This is a genomic window from Novosphingobium sp. HNCC26DJ243 (genome assembly GCF_057180545.1).
This window is the reverse complement of the sequence record NZ_JBXUGN010000001.1, coordinates 341323-356248: the sequence shown is the minus strand read 5'-3', so window position 1 is coordinate 356248 and position 14926 is coordinate 341323. Positions and strand designations below refer to the sequence as shown.

Here is a 14926-nt window from a genome sequence, read left to right as displayed (position 1 = left end):
ATGCGACGAGCGGCCTATTGGTGTCAACCGATTGCAGTGGCTCCCAAGGCCACGAGCGTGCTCTGATGTTGCGGCAAAGCCACGCAGCAAACGCAACATACAATCGATTGCGAATTTCATTGCAAACGATTGTAACCGATCTTATGCAGATAACGACTGATTCCTGCAAATCAATGCAGGGGCTTCTTAATGGGAGGATCTATGAAGCTGTCGCCCCTAAACGCCTGCGTTTCGTTCATCGCGCTGTCGAGCGCATTCATGGTATCGCCGGTCCATGCGCAGGAGGCCGCCCAGGCTGACAGTGCCGATGCCGTTCCCGAGGCCGTGGGTCTCGATGCGATCGTCGTCACCGCTTCGGGCCGTGACAAGACCCAGCTCAACACCTCGGTCTCGGTCAGCTCGATCTCGGCAGAAACGATCCAGAGCCTCAAGCCCAGCTCGGAAGCCGAAGTCTTCCGCACAATTCCGGGCATTCAGGTTGCCGGTACGTCGGGCCCCGGCGGCAACTCCAACATCGCCGTCCGCGGTCTGCCCGTGGCCACCGGTGGTTCGCCGTTCGTGCAGCTGCAGGAAGATGGCCTTCCCACCGTCCTGTTTGGTGACATCCAGTTCGGCAACAACGATTACTGGACCCGTTTCGACGCTTCGGTCGCCAACATCGAAGGCGTTCGTGGCGGTTCGGCCACGACCTTTGCCTCGCAGGCTCCGGGCGCCGTCATCAACTACATCAGCCACACCGGCAAGCAGGAAGGCGGCTTCGTATCGGTCGGCAAGGGCTTCGGCTATGACGAAACCCGCGTCGATTTCCGCTATGGTGGTCCGATCAACGACACGACCTACTTCCACGTCGGTGGCTACTTCAAGAACGGCCGCGGACCACTCCACGCCGATTACACGGTGTCGGATTCGATCCAGGTGAAGGGCAACTTCACCAAGGAGTTCGACGGTGGCAAGGGCTTCTTCCGCCTGAACTTCAAGTATGCCGACACGCAGGAGCCGAACTACACGGGCGCCCCGGCGCTTGCCACGATCACCGGCAAGAATGTCAGCAACATCCGCCCCTATCCGGGCTTTGATGGTCGGGACAGCTCGAACTACTCGGTCTACAATCAGGACTTCCTGATCTACAATCGCGACGGCAATCTCGAGCGCGTCAAGATGGACGGCATCACCACCAACGCAAAGTCGTTCGGCGGTCAGCTCCATTACGAGTTCGACGGCGGCATCACGGTCGACAACAATGCGCGCTACACCAAGATGAGCGGTGGCTTTACCTCGCCATTTCTCAACACTGCCCGCACCTCGAGTGTGCTCGGCTCGAACGTCAATGGTTCGACCGTTGCCGCCATCCGTTATGCCAGCGGCCCGAACGCAGGCCAGCTCTTCACGGGTGATTACCTCGACAACAACGTCAACGTTCGCACGAACATCCGTGACATCGGCAGCTTTGCCAACGACCTCACCCTGGCTGGCAAGTACGAGTTCGGCGCAGGCAAGGTCACCGCACGCGCCGGTGTGTTCTACATGAACCAGAAAATCGCGATGGACTGGCATGTGAACAAGTCGCTGCGCGAACTGAACGGCGACAACCCGTCGCAGCTCGACCTGTTTGACAGCGCCGGCAACAAGCTGACCCAGGCTGGCACTTCGGGCTACAACAACAACTGGGGCAACTGCTGCGCTCGCGACTATGACCTGTCGTACGCCAATACCGCGCCCTACCTGTCGCTCGATTTCGATCACGACATGTTCGACGTCGACGGCTCGGTGCGCTTCGAGCGGGTAAAGGCCAGCGGCTATGCCATTGCCGGTGGTTCGGAGTTCAACATCGTCAGCAACGGCGTGACCATCCCGACGATCACCTCGAACGGCGTGCGTGAGCAGCTGAACTACACCCGCAGCTACACCTCGTACACCTTCGGCGGCCTGTTCAAGGTCTCTCCGAACGTCTCGATCTTTGCCCGCACGTCGCGCGGTGGCCGCTTCAACGGTGACCGCCAGACCCTGGGCGGCAAGATCCGCAACGATGGCGCTCTCTGCACCTCGGCCGATGCTTCGGCAGGGAACGGCGGTTGCTCGGCCGATGGCGTCACGCCTTCGGTGGACTTCGTCAAGCAGCACGAACTCGGCATCAAGAGCCGTGGCGATCTGCTGGGTGGCCGCTTCACGATGGAACTAACCCTGCTCAAGGGCAACTTCAAGCAGTCGACTTTCGAACTCTCGGCGACCAAGTGCCCTGGCGGCGCCGGTGGCTGCGTGATCGACGCCAAGTACAAGTCGAGCGGTGCTGAAATCTTCGCCACCTATCGTAATGGCGGCTTCAGCCTGGTTGGTAACGCTACGTACTCGAAGGCCAAGAAGCTTGGTGCAGGCGCCGCCAATTACATCCGCGCAGACGGCATTCCCGACCTGATCTACACGGTCTCGGCGAATTACGACGTGGGCGAGATCGCAACCCTTGGACTCGCCGTCACCGGCCAGACCAACGCGATCGACAGCAACGGCTTCCAGTACCCGGGCAAGGCGATCTTCAACCCATCGCTGCGCGTCTACCCGATCAAGAACCTCGAGCTTGGTCTGCAGGTGTACAACGTGTTCGACACGTTCGACCTGCGCGGCAATGGCGGCATCGCCGATGCTTCGGTTACCCCGACCGTCATCGGTGGCGCCCCGGCGCTGGGCCGTACGATCTCGGGTTCGGTCCGCTACAACTTCTGATCCATGGCGAGGGGAGCCAATCCACGCGGCTCCCCGGACCGTGGCAGATAAAAGTCCTTCCTTCGGGACGCATGAAGGGGACGCATGTACTGAAGGGCGGTTGCGCATCTTGCGCTGCCGCCCTTCCTTTCCATTATCGCGGCAAGAGCGATATGGGGGGATGAAGATGCCAGGCGGGAGAGCCATTGCATGACGAGGTCTGACCAGATGATCCGCTCGGTTGCGGTGATCGGTGGCGGCACTGCGGGCTGGATGTCAGCCGCAGCCCTCGCGCAGGCGCTGCGTACTGATTGCGCGATCACGCTGGTCGAATCCGACGAGATCGGCACAGTCGGGGTTGGCGAGGCTACTATTCCTCCCATCCGCACTTTCAACGAAACCTTGCAGATCGACGAGCGGGAGTTCGTTCGCGCCACCAAGGGCACGTTCAAGCTCGGCATTGAATTCGTCGACTGGGCGCGCAAGGGCAATCGCTATTTCCATCCGTTCGGTCCATATGGCCGCGCGTTCGACATGGTGAATCTGCACCATTACTGGTTGCGTGCGCGGGACGAAGGCGAGACTGCGCCGCTTGATGATCACGCCATGGCCTGGGCCCTGGCCAAGCAGAACCGCTTTGCACCGCCATCGCCAGACCAGCGCAATGTTCTGTCCACGTTTGATTACGCCTACCATTTCGATGCCGGTCTTTACGCGCGCTTCCTGCGAACCTATTCCGAGGCCAAGGGCGTCACGCGCATCGAGGGCAAGGTTGCCAGCGTCGAGCAGCACGGCGAAACGGGTTTCGTCACCGGCGTCACGCTCGAGGATGGTCGTCGCATCGAGGCTGACCTGTTCGTCGATTGCTCAGGCTTTCGCGGGCTCCTGATCGAAGGCGCGCTCAAGGCCGGTTACGAGGATTGGTCGCACTGGTTGCCCTGCGATCGCGCCATGGCCGTGCCCTGCGAGAACGCCTACCCGCTTACGCCCTATACCCGCTCCACCGCGCGTGAGGCAGGCTGGCAATGGCGCATTCCGCTGCAGCATCGCACCGGCAATGGGTATGTCTATTGCAGCAAATTCCTGTCCGACGACGAGGCAGCCGAAAATCTGCTGTCGCGCCTTGATGGCAAAGCCTTGGCCGAGCCGCGCCCGCTGCGTTTCGTTACAGGCCGGCGCAAGTCCTTCTGGGAAAAGAACGTCGTTGCGGTCGGCCTTTCCAGCGGGTTCATGGAGCCGCTGGAATCAACTTCGATCCACCTGATCCAGGCGGGCATCTCCAAGCTTCTCGCGCTCTTTCCCGACAAGACCTTCGATCCCATCGTGATCGAGGAATACAATCGCATCGCAACCGGTGAGTACGAGCGCATCAGGGACTTCCTGATCCTCCACTACAAGCTCACCGAGCGCGATGATGCTGAACTCTGGCGTTACTGCGCCGACATGGCCATCCCCGATACCCTCGAGACGAAGATCGAGCATTTCCGCCGCTACGGCAGGCTTGTCCAGCGTGACGCCGATCTGTTCGGGCCGCCCTCGTGGCTGGCCGTACACATCGGCCAGCTCAATTTCCCGGAGCGAGCGGACCCGCTGGCCGACTATCGCGGCGTCAACGGACGCGAATGGCTCGGCAAGTTGCGTGCGGCGATGCACCATGCAGCGATGCAGCAGCCAACGCATGAGGAGTTCATCGCGGCGCACTGCAGGGCGTGATGTCTGACGCTGCGAGCCTTTTGCAGAGAGCGGTTGCTGCCCGCGAGGTGCAGGACCTTGCCGAAGCGTTAGAGGCAATCCGTTCAGCGGCGAAGCTGGCTCCGACCGATCCCAACGTTTCGCTTGGCCTTGCCCAGATCACGTTCGAGGCAGGGCTTGATGCCGCCGATCTTTTTGCGCGCGCAGCCTTGCACAATCCCCAGCGGATAGATCTGCAGCGATCGCGCGCAACGGCCCTCGTGGCCGAAGGGCGGCAGGACGAAGGTATAGCGCTGCTCGCCGCATTGCTCGCTGCCAACCCTGCATGGATCGACGGTCACCGCTGCCTTTGCGGGATGCGCGCTACATCGGGCGACGCGCAGTTTGCGCGCAGCTTTGCCTTGGCCGTTGCGCAAGAACCAGACAATTTCGGCTTGCGGATGGCGTGGTTCCACGTTCTGGCCACGGCAAGGCTTTGGGATGACGCGCGCGAGGTGATTGCCGATGCCGAGGCGCGGCTCGGTGAACGCCGGGCATCACTGCTGGGCAAGCTGTTCATTGCCAGCGAAAGCGGAGCGTCCGCCGAGGACAGGGCGTTGTTTGACGCTGTAGAGCAGGTGCAAGACGTCGGCCTCGACCTTGCCCGGGTGCGGCATTTCCTGCGCGGAGGTCAGATCGAGCGCGCTCGCGACGTCTGCCTGCGCCACGTCGGGCAACCTTCAATGCGCGCCTTCTGGTCCTATCTCTCGCTGGCCTGGCGCTTGCTCGATGATCCGCGCGTCGATTGGCTGGACGGCGCGATGCGTGATGTGCGCACGTTCGATCTCGGTTTCGACGTTGCTGAGCTTGCCACGCTGGCCGATACATTGCGCAGTCTCCATACCATGCAGCAACCTTGGCACGAGCAATCGGTTCGCGGCGGTACGCAAACGGAACGACCGCTCTTGCTGCGCATCGATCCGGTGATCGCAAACGCGCGGACCAGGATTGAACATGCGGTGCGCGAATATGTCGATAGCCTCGGCCCTGCAGATTCTTCGCACCCGTTGTTGGCGGCACCGCGTCAAGCGTTCCTGTTTTCAGGTAGCTGGTCCGTACGCCTGCGGCCCGGTGGCTTTCACGCTGTCCACACCCATCCGATGGGCTGGATCAGTTCCGCTCTCTACGTATCGGTCCCCGATGCCGAAGCGCTCGGCGATCCCCCGGCGGGAAACCTGCAATTTGGTGCACCGCCGCCCGAACTGAAGCTGCCGCTGTCCCCATACGGTGAAGTCGTGCCCCGACCCGGCAGGCTGGCCCTGTTTCCTTCGACCATGTGGCACGGCACCGTGCCATTCACCGACGGCGAACGGCTGACCATCGCCTTCGACATCATTCCTGCGACGAGAACCTGAAATGCGCCCCCGATACCACTATGCCCCTGCCGCCAACTGGTTGAGCGATCCCAACGGCCTCATCTGGCACGATGGCGAATGGCATATGTTCTACCAGTACAATCCTTTCGGCGAGGACTGGGGGCACATGTCCTGGGGGCACGCGGTCAGTGCGGACCTCGCCGAATGGACGGAGCTGCCTGTTGCCCTGGCCGAGGCGGACTCCACCATGATCTATTCGGGTTCGGCGGTGATCGACCGCGAGAATACTGCCGGCTTCGGGCGCGACGCCATGATTGCCATCTATACCGGCGCACGCACTGACCGGCCGATCCAGACGCAGCATATCGCTGCGAGCACCGACCGCGGACGCACTTTCAAGAAGTATGTCGGAAACCCGGTTCTCGATCGCAATTTGGCCGATTTCCGTGATCCCAGCGTCTTCTGGCACGGGCCCTCGCGCAAATGGGTGATGGCCGTCGTCCTGTCGGACGAAAACCGTGCGCTGATCTACGGATCAGCTGATCTGGTGCACTGGACCGAACTGTCCGGCATTGCGCAGGATGGCGTGCCCGGTCACCTCTGGGAATGCCCCTACCTTGTCGAATTGCCCGTCGAGGGTTCGAGCGAGACGCGCTGGCTGTTCAAGGTCGACGTCTTTTCCGGTGCTCCCGGTTCGGGCGCGATGTACCGCGTGGGCGTTTTTGATGGAGTCAGCTTCCTGCCCGAAACCGGGTGGCAGCTCGCCGATCATGGTAACGAGTTTTACGCCTCGATTGGCTGGCAAGGCCCGCGCGACAAGAGCGGCCGACCGGCGTGGATTGGCTGGATGGGCAACCACATGATCCAGAAGCACTTGCCGTTGCAGGGCTGGCGCGGCGCGATGAGCGTACCGCGCCGCATGAGTTTGCGGCGCACTGCATCGGGGTATTCCCTTGTGCAGTCGGTCGAGCCGTCATGCCGCGCCCTGTTCGGCCAAGCCGAGGTGCTGTCGCTTTCGCAAGGCTGCCATCCTTTGCCTGCGAGCGCATTGCTCACTATCGAAGGCACCGGGGCGTGGTTGTTCACCCTTGCCGACGATGCTCGCAGAACCGTGCAGTGCAGTCTGCGCCATGGGGTGTTGAGCGTGGTCCGTTCAGACCCGGTCACTCCGGAGCTTGACCGGACGAGCACGATGTCGATCAACGGAACGGGACCGGTCGAGGTTTGGCTCGACAGCGGCAGCATCGAGATCCTTGCGGATCATGGCGCGGCTTGCCTTACCCTGCAGCACCGATTGGCCGGAGAAGCCTGGGCGTTGCGGGGCGAGGGCCAGATTGCCGTTTCCTATATGCTCGCCAAAGCCTGACGCCCCAGCTCGATGGCGCCGGTAATCCCGGCATCGTCGCCCAGACCGGGGATGACGATGTAGTCGGTCAGGCCTTCGTCCAGTCGCCGGTGGCGGACATAGCCGTTGAGCTTGGCCGCAGTCGCCGACCTGACGGCTTCGACCAGCCCGGGAGCCTTCATCACGCCCCCGCCGAAGATGAGCCGATCCGGCATGTGCAAGAGCACCAGAGTTGCGGCAAGGTGAGCGACGTAATCAGCGATCAGTGCGACTGCGCCCGGTTCGCTGCCCAGCTTGTCGAGGCTGCGCCCCCATCTGCGCTCAATGGCAGGCCCACACGCCAAGCCCTCGATACAGCCGCCATGGTAGGGGCAGATGCCGGGGAAGGGATCGGCGGCATGGTTCTGCGGCGGCACGATATGGCCGCTTTCATAGTGCGATATACCCATGAGAGACCGACCGTCGCGAACAACGCCGGTGCCGACCCCGGTGCCAATCGTGGTATAGGCAAGTGTGCGGCATCCCTGACCCGCGCCTGCCATCCATTCGCCAATCGCTGCCCCGTTGACGTCGGTATCGACCTTGATCGGCACGCCGAAGCCCGCCAGCGCATCATGAAAGCGCGCACCCGACCAACCTGCCTTGGGCGTGGTGGTAAAAGTACCATAGGCGTCCGACGATTGGTCGATGTCGATCGGTCCGAAGCTCGCGATGCCAAACGATGCGATACGCCCATGGGCTGCAGAAGCCTGCGCGAAGAAGTCCTGCATCGCAGGCCAGGTTTCGCTGGGCGTGTTGGTCGGCATGCGCGTGCGTGCAACAATCTCGCCGTCAGGTCTCGCCAGCGCGAGGACGAATTTCGTTCCCCCGGCTTCAACCGCGCCGATCAGTCCCTCTTCACTCATTGTGCATCGTCCTTGTGCGTTTCGCGAACCAGCAGCATCGCACCGGCGGCAACAGCCATCATCAGGCCGCCGACAAGCATCGTCCAGCGCGGCTCTCCGGGGAAGAAACTGCGCATGATTCCGCCCATCAAAGTTGCCACCACAAGCTGCGGTATCACGATGAAAAAGTTGAAGATCCCGATGTAGATTCCGTACTTCTGCGACGGCAGGGCACGGGTCAGGATCACATAGGGCATCGACAGCACCGAGGCCCATGCGATGCCGATGCCGATCATCGGCAGCAGCAAGAGATGCGGGTCGCGAAGCAGAAGCATGCCGATGAAACTTGCAGCACCGCACAGCAATCCGATCGCATGTGTGGCGACATTCCCGATCCGGCGCGCCATCAGCGGCAGCACCATGGCCGCCAAAGCCGCGACGCCATTGTAGAATGCGAACATCACGCCGACCCAGTCGGCACCCGCATTGTAGGCGGCTCCGCTCGTATCGGTCGCGCCGAACGCCTGCTCGGCTACGACCGGGGTGGTATAGATCCAGACGATGAAAAAGCCGATCCAGGTGAAGAACTGCACGATCGCCAGTTGCTTCATCTGCACCGGCATTCGCGCCAGATCACTGATGATATGGGCGAGGGCACCGCTCGATCTCGTGGTTCTTACCATAATCTGTATCGCGCCGAATGCGATCAGCGCCGCGCCCAGGACATAGAGTTGCCGATCAAGGTCGAACACCTGGACAAGCCCCAACGTTGCGGCACCGGCCAGTACCCAGCCCGGTCCGGTCTTGGGGTAAAGCAGGGGTTCATCGCGCAGATCATGGCCTGGATCGGCTCGATTTTCGAACGCGGTCATCTCTTCGGGGCTGTATTCGCGCACGCGGTAAATGGTCCAGGCTACCGTCAGCACGATCGCAACCGCCCCCAGATAGAAGCTGTATCGCACGGACGGCGGGATGGTCCCGGCTGGCGCGATGTTGGCGATGCCCAGCCAGTTGAAAAGGGCAGGGGCAAGACTGCCGACGACCGCACCTGCGGCGATAAACCAGGTTTGCACCGCGAAGGCCTGCGCGCGCTGGCTGTCTGGCGTCATGTCGCCAGCAAATGCCCGGAAGGGCTCCATCGCGACGTTGAGCGAGGCATCGAGCATCCACAGGAAAGCTGCGGCCAGAAGGACATAGCCGGCATTCGGCAGGCCCATGAGGGCGAGCGCCGTCAAGACTGCACCGGCAAGGAAATAGGGCCTCCGCCGCCCGAGACGCCCCCACGTTCGATCCGAATGATAGCCGATCAGGGGCTGGACGAGCAGCCCGGTGACGGGTCCGGCAATCCAGAGGAAGGCAAGATCATCGACATCACTGCCGAGCGACTGGAAGATCCGGCTGACGTTGGCGTTCTGCAGCGCGAAGGCGAGCTGGATGCCGAAGTAGCCGAAACTGATGTTCCAAAGGCCCCAGAAGTTCTGTCTTGGTTTCCCGGTCATCCATCCCCCCGACGCCTGCTGACAACCGTCTGACGCGGCCTTCTCAACCCTTGCGCAGCATCATGATATCCCGTCGCAAAAACGGGCCTTTTCTGCAATCGATGCGCATACGAATAACAATGGCTTAGTCTTACGTGGACTTAACCACCGCTGCTGGCGCGAACGATCAATCTGGCGGGAAGAATGCGCGGCATCGGTGGCCGGCCTTCGACTTGCGCCAATACGCAATCCACCAAGGCTTCGCCCGCAAGGCGCGTATCCTGCATGATCGTGGTCAGCGGAGGCGTCGTCAGGCTTGCCGCCGGAATGTCGTCAAAGCCGACGACGGCGACATCGCCCGGAACCGAGAGGCCGGCCTCGGCCAAGGCGCGCATCGCGCCAATTGCAATGAGATCGCTGCCCGCAAAGATCGCGTCGAAGGGCTTCCCGCGCGAAAGCAGCATGCGGGCCGCGTTGTAGCCGATTTCCTCCGATGAAACCGCATCCACCACGAGATCGCGGTCCGGCTGAAGCCCTGCTGTAACGATGGCCTTGGCAAGTCCAGCGTAGCGTTGCTCGAACTCGGGATAGTGCGAATCCGCCTGTCCGAGGAAGGCTATGTTCTTTCGGCCGCGCGCCAGAAGGTGTTCGCCTGCGAGCCGCCCTGCACCGAAGTTGTCGGACCCTACCGTCGCACCGATCGTGGCCTCGTCGACAGATCCCCAGCGTACGAAATGCGTGCCGGACCGCATCAACTGGCGCAGGCGCGGTTCGTAATGCGTGTAGTCGCCGTAACCCAGCAGGATAAGGCCGTCCGCGCGATGGCTGTCCTGGTAGCGCTTGTGCCAGTCGTCATCCAACTTCTGGAACGAGATCAGCAGATCCAGCCCGCGATTGGCGCAATGCCGCGTAATCGATCCAAGCATGGCGAGGAAAAACGGATTGATGTTCGATTCATCGGGGGTCGGATCTTCGAAGAACAGCAGAGCCAGCGTGTTGGAACGCTGCGTGCGCAACGACGAGGCATTCTTGTCGACCGTATAGTTGAGCTGCCGGGCAATCGCCTCGATCTTCTGTCGCGTCGCCAGGCTCACCGAGTTGCTTCCACGCAATGCGCGGCTGACGGTCGGCTGCGAAACACCCGCGAGATAGGCGATGTCGAAACTGGTCGGCTTGTTGGATGGCTTGCGCCCCATGTCCGTCTTTCTCCCGTCGCCCGGTGTGTCCCCGTGGTCAACAGCCTTGGACTGTATGCGTGATCCGCGGCTCATGCAATTGACTCTCTCAGCCCACCGGGCCGGCGGTTTGCCGCGTAACGGCGTGCGTCGGAACGAAGCAGGGGTAGAACTTCGGGTTGCAATCGCAACGAGTCGACGATGGCATACGTATGCTGAAAAAGGGAGTCGAATGCGGCGTCGTGCGGGGTGATCAATCAGTGAACGGCGCAAATGCTCGGGATTGGAGCTAGCGCCCGGACAACACCGCCGTTCGCAACAGAATGAGGCCTCGCCGCTCGGTCTTGCCTGTTGCACTGCACTTTGGCAGCGATTGCCCAAGCCTTGCCTTCTCACCGGAAAAACCGTGCCGATGACGTCCGAACACGCCCAGATGCCAGCCGTGTCCCCTCCTGAATGGTGGCGGGGTGCAGCGATCTACCAGATCTACCCGCGCAGCTATTGCGATTCCAACGGCGACGGAATCGGCGACCTTCCGGGCATCACCGCAAGGCTCGACCACGTGGCCCGTCTGGGCGTCGATGCGATCTGGATTTCACCGTTCTTCAAATCGCCCATGAACGACTTCGGCTACGACGTGGCCGATTATTGCGATGTCGATCCGATCTTTGGCACGCTGGCGGACTTCGATGCGCTGGTGGCGCGTGCGCACGAACTTGGGCTCAAGGTCACGATCGACCAGGTCTTTGCGCACACCTCCGACGAACATGCGTGGTTTGCGCAGAGCCGGCAGGATCGCGTCAATCCCAAGGCCGACTGGTACGTCTGGGCCGATCCCAAGCCAGACGGTTCGCCGCCGTCGAACTGGCAGTCGGTGTTCGGAGGGCCTGCATGGACATGGGACGCGCGCCGCCGCCAATATTACCTGCATAATTTCCTTTCCAGCCAACCGCAGATGAACGCGCACAACCCGCAGGTTCAGGACGCCCTGCTTGGGGCCATGCGCTTCTGGCTCGATCGCGGCGTCGACGGTTTCCGCCTCGATGCACTCAATTTCCTGATGCACGACCCGGCCTTGCGCAACAATCCGCCCGCGCCCGACGACGGCCGCCGCAAGACCCGGCCTTTCGATTTCCAGCTCAAGATCTACAACCAGTCGCACCCGGACATCCTCAGGTTCATCGAGCGGGTGAGGGGGCTCTGCGACGAATATGGCGCGATCTTCACGGTCGCCGAAGTCGGCGGCGATCTCGCCGAGACCGAGATGAAGGCCTATACCGAGGGCGAGAGCCATCTCAACAGCGCCTACGGCTTCGACTTTCTCTATGCCGATTGCCTGACCCCTCAATTCGTGGAGCGTGCGGTCGCCAAATGGCCCGACGAACCGGGCATGGGCTGGCCAAGCTGGGCTTTCGAGAACCATGACGCGCCAAGGGCGCTCTCGCGCTGGTGCGCGCCTGAATATCGCGAGCAATTCGGTCGTATGAAGGCGATGCTCTTTGCGGCCCTGCGCGGCAATATCATCGTCTATCAGGGTGAGGAACTCGGCCTGACCCAAGTCGACATCCCGTTCGAGCAATTGCAGGATCCCGAAGCGATCGCCAACTGGCCGCTGACTTTGTCGCGCGACGGCGCACGCACGCCGATGCCGTGGGAGATCCAGTTGCACGAAGGCGGCTTTACGTCGGGTGCGCCGTGGCTTCCTGTCGGCGACGACAATCTTTCGCTCGCGGTGGATCGTCAAGAGGCCGATCCGGAGTCGATGCTGAACCTCACGACGCGGCTGCTGCGCCTGCGCCGTAACACCCCGGCTCTGCGGATTGGCGACTTCACCGTGCTGATAGCAGACGTATGCCTTCTTGTTGTCCGGCGCGTTTGCGGCAACCAGTCGGTTGCGGGCGTTTTCAATATGTCGTCGCTGCCCGCGCACTGGCCCGATGGGGTTGTGCAAGATGGTGAAGTGATCGCGTCGGTCAACGACGCATGCATGGGACAGCAATTGCCGCCGTTTGGCGCCGTGCTGATCGAAGAGAGGATCTGATGCGTACCATTCCAGCTTTCGCAGCGCCGCTGGCGCTGGCCCTTTCGTGCGCCCTCATTCCGGCCGCTTTCGCGCAGGAGCCCGCTAAGGCAATAACCGCCGCGTCGCCCGACGGCAGTCTCGTCGTCAGCGTCACCGTCGATAACGATGGCCGCCCCACGTATACGCTGACCCGCAAGGGCAAGCTTCTGGTTGGCGCGTCATCGCTCGGCTTTATCGTGGCCGATGGTCCGACAATGGTGCGCGGGAATCGCATCCTCGGCTCCGAGACAGGCAGCGGCAAGGAGACCTGGGAGCAGCCGTGGGGCGAGCGTCGCTACGTCGAGGACAGCCACAACGATCTACTGGTCAAGTTTGAGCAGGTCCCCGAATGGGGCAGCCGTCGCATGAACGTCAGGTTCCGCCTGTTCAACGACGGGTTCGGCCTGCGCTATGAACTGCCCGAACAACCTGCGATGAAGACGATGAAGATCGCCGACGAGCTGACCGAGTTCTCGCTCACGCAGAATGGCACGGCGTGGTGGATACCGGGTGGTGAATGGAACCGCTACGAGCAGGTCTACCAGAAGTCCGCGATCGACGGCGTTTCGACCGCGCACACGCCGATCACGATGAAGTTGGAAGACGGCACACACCTCGCCTTCCACGAGGCGGCGTTAGTCGATTACTCTGCGATGTGGCTCAAGCGCGTGACCGGCACCACGTTCCGTTCGACGCTTTCGCCTTCGCCGAACGGGCCCAAGGTCGTGCGCGATCTGCCTTTCAATACCCCGTGGCGCACGATCCGCATTGCGGACGGCGCCAAGGGTCTTGTCGAGAATGACCTCGAACTCAATCTCAACGAACCCAACAAGTTGGGTGACGTCTCCTGGTTCAAGCCGATGAAGTACATCGGCATCTGGTGGGGGATGATCCGTGGTGACTGGAGCTGGGCCGAAGGCCCCAACCACGGCGCAACGACTGCGCGCACCAAGCAGTATATCGACTTTGCAGCGAAGCATGGCTTTGGCGGTGTGCTGGTCGAAGGTTGGGACAAGGGCTGGAACGGCAACTGGTTCGGCAACGGCAAGGACTTCAGCTACACGCAGGCCACTCCCGACTTCGATCTCGAGGCAGTCACGAAGTATGCCTCCAGGAAGGGCGTGCAGCTGATCGGGCACCACGAAACCGGTGGCAACATCGCCAACTACGAAGCGCAACTCGACGATGCGATGAAGCTTTATGACAAGCTCGGCGTGCGCGCGGTCAAGACCGGATATGTTGCCGACGCCGGCGGCATCCTTGCACCGGGCGAAAAGCCAGACACCTACCGCATGGAGTATCACGACGGGCAGCGACAGGTTCAGCATCACCTCAAGGTGGTGGAGACGGCCGCGCGCTATCGCATCGCGATCAATGCGCACGAGCCGGTCAAGGACACGGGCCTCCGTCGCACCTATCCCAACTGGATCGACCGCGAAGGCGCGCGGGGGATGGAGTACAACGCATGGGGAGCCTTCTCGAACGGACCCGACCACGAACCGACGCTGGTCTACACGCGCATGCTTTCAGGGCCGATGGACTTCACGCCTGGTGTCCTGAGCCTTGAAGGGGCGGGCAAGGTTCCGCTTGCATCGACGCTCGCCAAGCAACTCGGCCTTTATCTTGCGATCTACTCGCCAATACAGATGGCGGCGGACTTTATCGAAAGCCTCGATGCCCATCCCAGGGAACTGGCTTTCATCAAGCAGGTGCCGGCCGATTGGGCCGAAAGCCATCTGGTTGCAGGAGAAGTGGGCGATTACGCGATCTTCGCGCGCAAGGATCGCAACAGCCAGGACTGGTATCTTGGCGGCGTGAACGATGCGACCGCGCGTGACCTCTCGCTTCCACTCGACTTCCTCGAAGCAGGCAAGACCTATACCGCCACGATCTGGAAGGACGGCGAGGGAGCAACCTACGAGACCGAGGCTCGCCATCGCATCGCCTACGAGACGCGCACGGTGCGCAAGGGCGATGTGCTGCCGGCCTGGCTTGCGCCGGGTGGTGGCCTTGCGGTTCGGCTGCATCCTGCGAAGTAGCAGAGCCATCGGCACCACATTGCGGTCGGCGTTCGGACGGTCCACATCGGGAGCCGACCGTGCCACAATTGCTTATGGTCGCGCATAGCTATCCTGCATACTTATGCGTGCTGTAAGGGGCGGTCTTAGGGTCTAGGACGGTGCGCAAGGGCGCGCCGTCCGGCCTGTTTTTGCCGGCCCGCAACGCCAAAGGGAGATT

The 14926-nt window shown here is 61.9% G+C and carries 9 protein-coding genes; 6 read left to right on the top strand and 3 right to left on the bottom strand.

Annotated features, from left to right (window positions below):
- Nucleotides 1-201: 201 nt before the first annotated feature.
- The 4 genes from AC2A04_RS01755 to AC2A04_RS01740 all read left to right on the top strand — a co-directional run bounded on the left by AC2A04_RS01755 (nt 202) and on the right by AC2A04_RS01740 (nt 7110).
- On the top strand, nt 202-2718 hold the full coding sequence (locus AC2A04_RS01755) for a TonB-dependent receptor (RefSeq protein ID WP_484210588.1): 2517 nt from the start codon (nt 202-204) through the stop codon (nt 2716-2718).
- Between the two features lie 189 nt (nt 2719-2907).
- Nucleotides 2908-4410, top strand: coding sequence for a tryptophan halogenase family protein (locus tag AC2A04_RS01750; RefSeq protein WP_484210587.1), 1503 nt, complete (start codon nt 2908-2910; stop codon nt 4408-4410).
- Nucleotides 4410-5783, top strand: a complete 1374-nt coding sequence (locus AC2A04_RS01745) for a 2OG-Fe(II) oxygenase family protein (protein ID WP_484210586.1) — start codon at nt 4410-4412, stop codon at nt 5781-5783. The genes AC2A04_RS01750 and AC2A04_RS01745 overlap by 1 nt, the downstream gene beginning before the upstream one ends.
- Nucleotide 5784: 1 nt before the next feature.
- Nucleotides 5785-7110 (top strand): glycoside hydrolase family 32 protein, encoded by a 1326-nt coding sequence (locus tag AC2A04_RS01740; protein WP_484210585.1) that lies wholly within the window; start codon nt 5785-5787, stop codon nt 7108-7110.
- On the opposite strand, the gene AC2A04_RS01735 is transcribed toward AC2A04_RS01740, so the two are convergent.
- The 3 genes from AC2A04_RS01735 to AC2A04_RS01725 all read right to left on the bottom strand — a co-directional run bounded on the left by AC2A04_RS01735 (nt 7089) and on the right by AC2A04_RS01725 (nt 10647).
- The gene (locus AC2A04_RS01735) at nt 7089-7994 is read right to left on the bottom strand and encodes an ROK family protein (RefSeq protein WP_484210584.1); all 906 of its coding nucleotides are present in this window, start codon (nt 7992-7994) and stop codon (nt 7089-7091) included. The two genes, AC2A04_RS01740 and AC2A04_RS01735, sit on opposite strands and share 22 nt — an antisense overlap.
- Nucleotides 7991-9472: an MFS transporter gene (locus AC2A04_RS01730; protein WP_484210583.1), complete on the bottom strand. Its 1482-nt coding sequence runs from the start codon at nt 9470-9472 to the stop codon at nt 7991-7993. Before AC2A04_RS01730 ends, AC2A04_RS01735 begins: the two co-directional genes overlap by 4 nt.
- A gap of 140 nt (nt 9473-9612) precedes the next feature.
- Nucleotides 9613-10647 (bottom strand): LacI family DNA-binding transcriptional regulator, encoded by a 1035-nt coding sequence (locus AC2A04_RS01725; protein ID WP_484210582.1) that lies wholly within the window; start codon nt 10645-10647, stop codon nt 9613-9615.
- A gap of 391 nt (nt 10648-11038) precedes the next feature.
- On the opposite strand from AC2A04_RS01725, the gene AC2A04_RS01720 reads away from it, so the two are divergent.
- The gene (locus tag AC2A04_RS01720; RefSeq protein ID WP_484210581.1) at nt 11039-12667 is read left to right on the top strand and encodes an alpha-amylase family glycosyl hydrolase; all 1629 of its coding nucleotides are present in this window, start codon (nt 11039-11041) and stop codon (nt 12665-12667) included.
- On the top strand, nt 12667-14727 hold the full coding sequence (locus AC2A04_RS01715) for a glycoside hydrolase family 97 protein (protein ID WP_484210580.1): 2061 nt from the start codon (nt 12667-12669) through the stop codon (nt 14725-14727). The genes AC2A04_RS01720 and AC2A04_RS01715 overlap by 1 nt, the downstream gene beginning before the upstream one ends.
- The last annotated feature ends 199 nt before the right edge of the window (nt 14728-14926 follow it).